Source organism: Pedobacter sp. HMWF019, from assembly GCF_003061025.1.
GTDB lineage: Bacteria > Bacteroidota > Bacteroidia > Sphingobacteriales > Sphingobacteriaceae > Pedobacter.
Window position 1 is genome coordinate 13,059 of sequence record NZ_QAIL01000434.1, and the last position, 7,303, is coordinate 20,361.

Genomic DNA, 7,303 nt, shown 5'->3' on the forward strand with positions numbered 1-7,303 from the left:
TAAACTATTTTAGTTTTTTAAACCTCCGGCACCTTGTTCACCCATTTGCTGCTCGCCTTGTTTCACATCATCATTATTGATCTTTTTCTTCTGCGTAAATTTCAGCTTACCAAAGCTGTAACTAAAGTTCACACCAAATGAACGCAATGGATAATGAATGTCTGTACTTTGAGTAGAAGTTGCTGTGGTATTCAACGTTTTGATTCTTAGATCACGGTTAAACGGATTCAAAACATTCAGACCAACAGAGGCTTTTTTATTCAGGATCTCTTTCTTAAGGGCAGCTCCATAAAAATACATTGCATCTGTTTTGCCTTGGAACGTACGTTTTGGTGAATTAAGTACACCCCACAACTCTGTATTCCAACCACCCGGTAAAGCATATGCCGAACGCAAGAAAGCTGTATAGTTTAAAAAGGTTGAAGTACTTACCCCCGTTGCTGAACCATTCACTTCATAGGTATTCAATCCCAGATTCGTCATCAATGTCCATTTTGGCTTCGGGTTGTAAGAAGCAAAGATGTTAAATCCGTAAGATTTACTGTTACCCACGTTAATATAAGTCGTTAAGTTTTTATTGACACCATCTTCAACAATTGGCCTGATGGCACTCTCAATGACATCATGCGTACGGCGGTAAAATACTGAAGCATTAATGATAGAACCTTTTATAAAAGTGGAGTAACCCAACTCCATATTATCAGTTAATTCAGGTGCCAGATTTGGATTACCTTGGCTTGGGTTAAAAACATCACTTTCATTTCTGAACGGGTTCAGATAGAATAAACTTGGACGCTGTACCCTCCTGTTGTAACTGGCCTTTATCGTTGTATTTGCTTTAAGGGTTTGTGAAACAATAATACTTGGGAACAAGTTAAAATAGTCGTTCTTAAAATTAGATGCTTTCCCGTCAATTGCAGTATATTCTGCTCTTAAACCTGCTTTTGCCGTAATCTTCTTACTCAGTTTAAATCCCATTACACCATAAGCAGCCGCTACATTCTGATCGTAATCAAACCCACCAATTTGTCCGTCATTACTTTTAATATTTCTAAAAATACCTTTAGCTCCTGTTTCCAAAGTGGTAGTTTTGTTAAATGGATACGTATAATCGGCCTGCAAAGTGTATTCATTGTTTTTACCAGTATTGTCACCCAATACTGTCGAATCTGGCGTGTTTGGTTTGGTAAAAACATTACTATAGTCACTGATATTCCTGCCTCTTGACAATTGTCCGGATAAAGTGAATTCCTCTCCTTCCCTTTTGGTTGTTTTCTTATAATCCACGTTCCAGTCCATATTGTTAAAACTCATGTCCATATCCCTGGTATTCGTACTTAGAAAGGCATTATTCAGATAGATGTCCGTACTTCCCGGACCTCCGTTTGAAAACCGGTTAAATTTAATGTTGGTGCTAATGTTATTATAAGCATTAATATCATAGTCCAATCCTGCGCTTCCATTATAACCTACTCTGGACCAGTTCGAGTATCCATTTTGCGCAAGGGTATTGGTCTGGCCATTCTCAATATAAGTATTCAACATATCCACTTTTGAATTTTGAGGATAAGCCTGGTTCACACCAAGGCTTGTTGTAAGAGACAAACGACCAGTTTTCGCATTCAAGTTAAAAGCACCATTATTAGACCGTGTTCCTACCGAACCATTCAAGCTTCCACTTATACCTTCCGCATTTTTTTTCTTGGTAATGATATTCACAATCCCACCTGACCCTTCTGCGTCATATTTAGCAGAGGGGCTCGTAATCACTTCAACACTTTTAATCTGCTCGGCCGGAATCATTTTTAAAGCGTCTGCAACACTGTTTGCCATCGTACCAGAGGGTTTTCCATTAATCAGAACCCGAACTGCTGCACCACGCATTTGTAGATTACCATTGATATCCACAGAAAGCATAGGAACTTTGCGCATCACATCCGTTGCATCTCCTCCCGCATTGGTGATATCTGCCTCTGCATTGTAAACCAATTTATCAACTTTACTTTCCACTAAAGCTTTCTGCCCGGTAATCTCCACTTCTTTAAGGTTTCCTGCAGTAGGAACCAAATAGATTGTACCTACATTCAAATCCAGTTTTTCAGGAGTGGTTTTCACCAAAATAGATTTGGTCTTATATCCCATAAAACCAATGGTCAGCTTATATTGATCAGGGGCAATATTCTGGAGAGCAATCTTTCCTTTTTCGTCGGTCACTCCGCCATTAACTGATTTATTGTCTTTAATTTTTACTAGTGCAATGGTGGCATAATCTACCGGCTTTTTAGTTATAGAATCGAGAATTAAAGCGGTTATCCTTCCAGTCACCGTAACTTTTTTACCGGCCCCAATTCCCCCCATTGGAAATTGCGCTTTTGCAGTTGAGAGTACAGTTAAACCTATAAATAGTAAGAGTAGAATTCGTTTCATATTAATTTTTGCGTCTTTTGTCAATTAGTCTGCGCAAGGTAGATTTTGTTACAAGGATATTAAACAGATTTCTGATGAGGCTGCAAATATAAGCGGTGAACGGCGGAAAACGAGGGGTCAAATTACAAATGAACGGACCTTTTCTTTATGATTTTTATTGTTCCAATGCTCATCTTACTTGTACTGATAGAAAATACCCTGCACAATTGGCGTCCATAAACATGCTTTTTGGTCACAGCTTTTTAATGCACTGTTTGCCCATGTATTACAAGTATTAAATATATCATATGCACCTTTAGCCTCATAAAAGGCATCATCTGCCCCATATCCTTTTTTATCTTTTCGAACATAGATCTGTATTGGCTGCCCTAAATCATTGTACTTAAAACTTCCTTTAAGGTAATGTACAAGTTTTAGATATTGACCTTTACTCAGCCTGATTTCTCTGCAATTTTCGCCGGGCTGCATTGATCTACAAAAGTCTGCATGAATTGCTGTACTGCCCAAATGAAACATGGCCTTAAATGCGACACTAAATCTTAAGTCTGACCATTCCGGCGTTTGCAGATAAAAACCTTTATCTCCCCAGCCAAAAGCTACATATTTAAAAGTTGTATCTTTTGATTCTGTGTCCTCAAATTTGGTTATCCTGGTCCAATCCATCATCTCATTCCTAACAGGCACAACAATATCAGTATGTACCCCATTAGACAATATGTATATAGATATTTCATCCGGTCCTTCTTTTGGTGCATCTTTGTTAACTGGAATAACGATAAGGATCCAGGCCAGAAAGGTGTAAAATACCAGGAAAGCCACAAGCCCCCCAAAGATGTAGAACATTACTCTTAAAAGTTTTTTTATAAGCGTTTTCATCAATTGCAAAGCCTCAATATAATGCTTTTTGTTGTACATTTATTAAACACAAATGATTCCTTTTATGAAAACTAAAAAAGCACTGCTTTGTGCACTTCTAATGTGCTGGGGCCTCTATAGCCAGGCCCAAACCATCACCTCTGCACGTTTTAGAATTTCTGATCATGCAAAGGGCATCCGCTCCATAGAACTTCTACTCAACAACACTATCCTTGTTGGAATCAATGAAGAAGGTAGGATTGACTATACAGAGTCCATATCAGGAAACATATCGGACTATCATGCAAATCCGGATCCGGAAAGAAACTACGGTCAGGAAACCACGACCATTGGCAATCTGTCTGTCAGGTATTATGATAATTTCGACATCCATGATCCAAAAGGCAAACTAAAATCGATTGGAAATATTCAGTTTAAGTACAACAATACTTTCGACATCCACGAACAGTTTGGATCCCTAAAATCAATTGGAAATATTCAGATCTCTTATTATAACACTTTTGACATTCATGACCCGCAGGGAAAAGTAAAATCAATTGGCAATGTACAGATCAAATACTTCAATAAATCTGACATTACAGAGCGCTTTGGAAGAATCAAGTCGATAGAAGGAAATACTCCAGCAGTAGCTGTTATAACTGCAAGGAAATAACTGTCGACAAACAGTCAAATATCCACAACCAGGATCAAGTTGCTTTTTGTAACCACTCAAAAACTCTACATTTAGTCAAACTCGACCCTCAAAAGGTCTGAGGATTCTCATTGACAAAAAAGCATCATCATGAAACGACTAAAGCAGATCACTGAAAAACTGAAGGAAGCTCATCTCGAAAATTCTGAAGAAACCACCACCCTGTTATGGCAATACATCTGCTATTCTCCCAAAATACCCCTACGTCTACACCAGGAGCAACTATTAAAAGAATCTGAAAGGTTCAGCCTCAAAGTCAAAGATGAATTTTTCTCAGGAGAAGAGCTGAGCTTTAATGGTTTCAAATGGGGAAATGGGCCAGATAAGGTTCTTCTTACACATGGCTGGGGTTCAAAAGCAGCTGATTTTTCTGAGATTATCCTGGCCCTGAGAGAACTGAAAAACCTGGAAATCTTTGCCTTTGATGCGCCAGGAAATGGAAGTTCTGAAGGAGAGCTGTCCAACTTATTGTTATATATAGAAGCTGTTAAAGCCATAATCGCATCATTTGGGTCACCAAAAATCTTTATTGGTCATTCCCTTGGCGCTATGGCGAATGTTATTGCCATAAAAGAAAGCCAGACAAAGCCCGATTTATTAATTAGCCTTACCCCCCTGGTGCTTCTTAAAGAGAACTTTAAGGCGAGTATGACCGCAATACAGATTGATCCGACCATTCAGGAGCAATTTCTAAAAGATTTCGAACAACGATTTGGTATGAGCTCTTCCATTTTTAACTTATCCGACTGGTACAAAGAACAGGAAAGCTTAAATCACTGGCTTGCTTATGATCAGCACGACCATATTGCTCCCTACCTTTATCTAAAGAGTTTTCTGGAGGCCTATCCTTCCATATCTGGCCGAGGGTATGAGCATGTAACCCACGAAAGAATCATCAGATCCACAGATGTGATTAAAGATCTCAAAGAAAAAATTATGGAATCATAGACTCTACCTCATCTCTAACATAATAAATTATGACACAATAGTTAAATACTATACTATCTATTCCTTAACTTTGTATAGATAACTATAATTTACCCTTATGGCAGATAAAGAAAAGGCCTTACTTGCACTTGAGCTTGGCCGTGCAGTAATCGAAATGAGAAGCCGTTCCCGCCAGTTTATCCAGGCACGCATTAAAGAAAATCAGCTGAACATCACTTATGAGATGTTGGAGGTATTGATGTGCCTTTGGGAAAAAGATGGAATCAATCAGCAGGAGATTGCCAGTCGCATCATTAAAGAAAAAGCCAGTATGACATATCTGATCGACAACCTAAGCAAAAGAGCGCTCGTTAAAAGAGAAGAAGATGAAAACGACAGGAGAAACAACCTAATATATCTGACAGAAAAAGGAAAACATCTTCAGGAGGAACTACTGCCCTGGGCAATGGAAATGTATGCCGCTGCTTCGGCAGATCTTTCAGCCGAAGCCATTATTTCCTCCACAAAACTTATTCAGCAACTCACCAGGAACATTATATAAATAAATTATATTCCAATGAAAACAATTCTCATACCCATTGATTTTTCAGAGTCTTCTATCCATATGGTTAATTACACCGCTGAGCTGAGTAATAGCCAGGATATTGATCAGATCATTTTATTTTCTTCCTTTTTTGTTACACTATTTGAGCAGATCTATCCATCTGCAGACTTTATACAACCGGGAGAGGAAGATATTCATGAACAGAAACAACAACGTCTTCAGCAACTGGAAGACATAAAAACCAACTTATTAAAGAAACTTCGTGTCAACATTTCGGTAAAAGTTACCCTGATTGAAAAACCTTTATTACGGGCAGTTCTTGAAATTATTTCTATGGAACAGCCTGATGTTTTGTTCCTTAACAAAACATGCAGTCAAATGATTGAAATTGCAAAAATCAGTCCGGTACCAGTATTGATCATCCCCGAAAAGGCTACCTATGAACCTATTCAAAATGCACTCGTTGCCTGTGATTTCAGAACGCTGAACCATGTGGGCCTATTAAAAAGACTACACTCTATTAAACACTGGCCGCATCCTAAACTAGCCCTGCTAAATGTTGATCCATTGCAAAAACACCTGGAACCTGAACATCCGGGACAGGAAATTGAAGGCATCCTCAAAGAGTTGCTCCATGACTATGAATATCAGCTGTATTATTCTAATGACCAGGATGTTCTTCATGGTGTCCTAACCTTTGCTGAAGAGCATAATCAGCAAATGATCATTGCATTACCGGGTATACATAGTTTTCTATATAGCCTAACGCATCAAAGCATCACAGAGGGCCTGTCAGCAGACGCAGATAAACCTGTTCTGATTCTTAAATAGAATACAAAAGGCCGGAATATTTTCGGCCTTTGTTTTACGGAATGGTAATGACCAGCCTCTGGCCTGCTGGAATATCTTCCATCCAGGCACTTTCTATATCTTGAAGTTCCCTTATTACTGTATCTATCTTCAATCCTCCTTTTGCAGCAAGCATCATCATTTCTGGTAGAAGTGAACTGTGTTGCTGTTCTATAGCTTCTTTTGGTAAACTTCCAATTCCAGAGCCCAGAATTTCTATTGCAGAACTCCTGAGTATACCTGAGCCCAACCGGATTTCTTCTCCTGCCATACTGCCAACAGTCACAAACCTCACCTTATTGGTAATAGCATGTAGTCCGCCCCCCTTTAGTGCATTCAGAATCATTTCTGCGGGGTGCCCCCAAGTATAATCAATAACGATATCTATCGGCGATTGCCCATGGATTACTTTTAAACGATCAATAAACACCGCATCCTCCCATTTTAAGGAAAGCACTTCATCTGCCCCAAGCCCCGGTAGCTGCTCCAGAGAAGCTTCATTCCTTCCGGTAACAATAATTTTCCCGGCACCATAATATTTTGCAATCTGAACAGCTGCCTGTCCGGTTACACCAGTTGCTCCGTTGATCAGGACTGTATCTCCAGGCTTCATCTCTCCTCTGTATTTTAGGGCCAGCGCTGCTCCCATCACCGCATTGGGTAAAGCAGCGGCAGCAATATCATCGATCTGTTCTGGCAGAACTGTATATTTATTTTTGTCGATAATCGCCTTTTCTGCAATCATTCCTGTTAAACCACTGGCATATACCCGGATCCCATCGTCAAGAATACCAACACCATCTACCCCCACCACTTCGGGCAGATTAATGTGTTTGGCATAATGGGCTCCGCTTGCCCGTCCTTTATCCAGATTCTTTACCGAGGCTGCTTTTACCCTGATTAAAATTTGATTATCGTGTTCAACAAAAGGATCTGAAAAGTCTCTATACTTAGGTGCTTCTCCCAAT

Annotated in this window: 7 protein-coding genes; 4 read left to right on the forward strand and 3 right to left on the reverse strand. The window is 39.4% G+C overall.

The annotated features are described in order from the left end of the window. Positions 1-9 precede the first annotated feature (9 nt). Together DBR11_RS22990 and DBR11_RS22995 are read right to left on the reverse strand one after the other, a co-directional pair. A complete protein-coding gene (locus DBR11_RS22990) occupies positions 10-2,427 on the reverse strand; it encodes an outer membrane beta-barrel family protein (protein ID WP_108554944.1) in 2,418 nt (805 codons plus the stop codon). 174 nt (positions 2,428-2,601) lie between these two features. Continuing rightward, entirely contained in the window at positions 2,602-3,342 is a 741-nt protein-coding gene (locus DBR11_RS22995) for a TIGR02117 family protein (protein ID WP_108554945.1), read from the reverse strand. Positions 3,343-3,367: 25 nt separating this feature from the next. Between DBR11_RS22995 and DBR11_RS23000 the strand changes: the two genes are divergently transcribed. From DBR11_RS23000 to DBR11_RS23015, 4 genes are all read left to right on the forward strand, one after another. After that, positions 3,368-3,955 carry a hypothetical protein gene (locus DBR11_RS23000; RefSeq protein ID WP_146186633.1) on the forward strand — a complete coding sequence of 196 codons (588 nt, stop codon included), beginning with the start codon at positions 3,368-3,370 and terminating at the stop codon, positions 3,953-3,955. A 129-nt stretch (positions 3,956-4,084) separates the two neighbouring features. After that, entirely contained in the window at positions 4,085-4,942 is an 858-nt protein-coding gene (locus tag DBR11_RS23005; protein ID WP_108554947.1) for an alpha/beta hydrolase, read from the forward strand. A gap of 97 nt (positions 4,943-5,039) precedes the next feature. Beyond that, positions 5,040-5,483 (forward strand): MarR family winged helix-turn-helix transcriptional regulator, encoded by a 444-nt coding sequence (locus DBR11_RS23010; protein ID WP_108554948.1) that lies wholly within the window; start codon positions 5,040-5,042, stop codon positions 5,481-5,483. A gap of 15 nt (positions 5,484-5,498) precedes the next feature. Further along, positions 5,499-6,317, forward strand: coding sequence for a universal stress protein (locus DBR11_RS23015; protein WP_146186634.1), 819 nt, complete (start codon positions 5,499-5,501; stop codon positions 6,315-6,317). A gap of 34 nt (positions 6,318-6,351) precedes the next feature. Here the strand turns inward: DBR11_RS23015 and DBR11_RS23020 are convergent. Continuing rightward, a partial coding sequence (locus DBR11_RS23020; protein ID WP_369974449.1) for a zinc-binding alcohol dehydrogenase family protein occupies positions 6,352-7,303 on the reverse strand: 952 nt, incomplete at its 5' end.

Coding starts and splice junctions, on each gene's coding strand:
- DBR11_RS22990 (WP_108554944.1), bottom strand. CDS start 2,427: ATGAAACGAATTCTACTCTTACTATTTATAGGTTTAACTGTACTCTCA.
- DBR11_RS23015 (WP_146186634.1), top strand. CDS start 5,499: ATGAAAACAATTCTCATACCCATTGATTTTTCAGAGTCTTCTATCCAT.
- DBR11_RS23005 (WP_108554947.1), top strand. CDS start 4,085: ATGAAACGACTAAAGCAGATCACTGAAAAACTGAAGGAAGCTCATCTC.
- DBR11_RS23010 (WP_108554948.1), top strand. CDS start 5,040: ATGGCAGATAAAGAAAAGGCCTTACTTGCACTTGAGCTTGGCCGTGCA.
- DBR11_RS23000 (WP_146186633.1), top strand. CDS start 3,368: ATGAAAACTAAAAAAGCACTGCTTTGTGCACTTCTAATGTGCTGGGGC.
- DBR11_RS22995 (WP_108554945.1), bottom strand. CDS start 3,342: ATGTACAACAAAAAGCATTATATTGAGGCTTTGCAATTGATGAAAACG.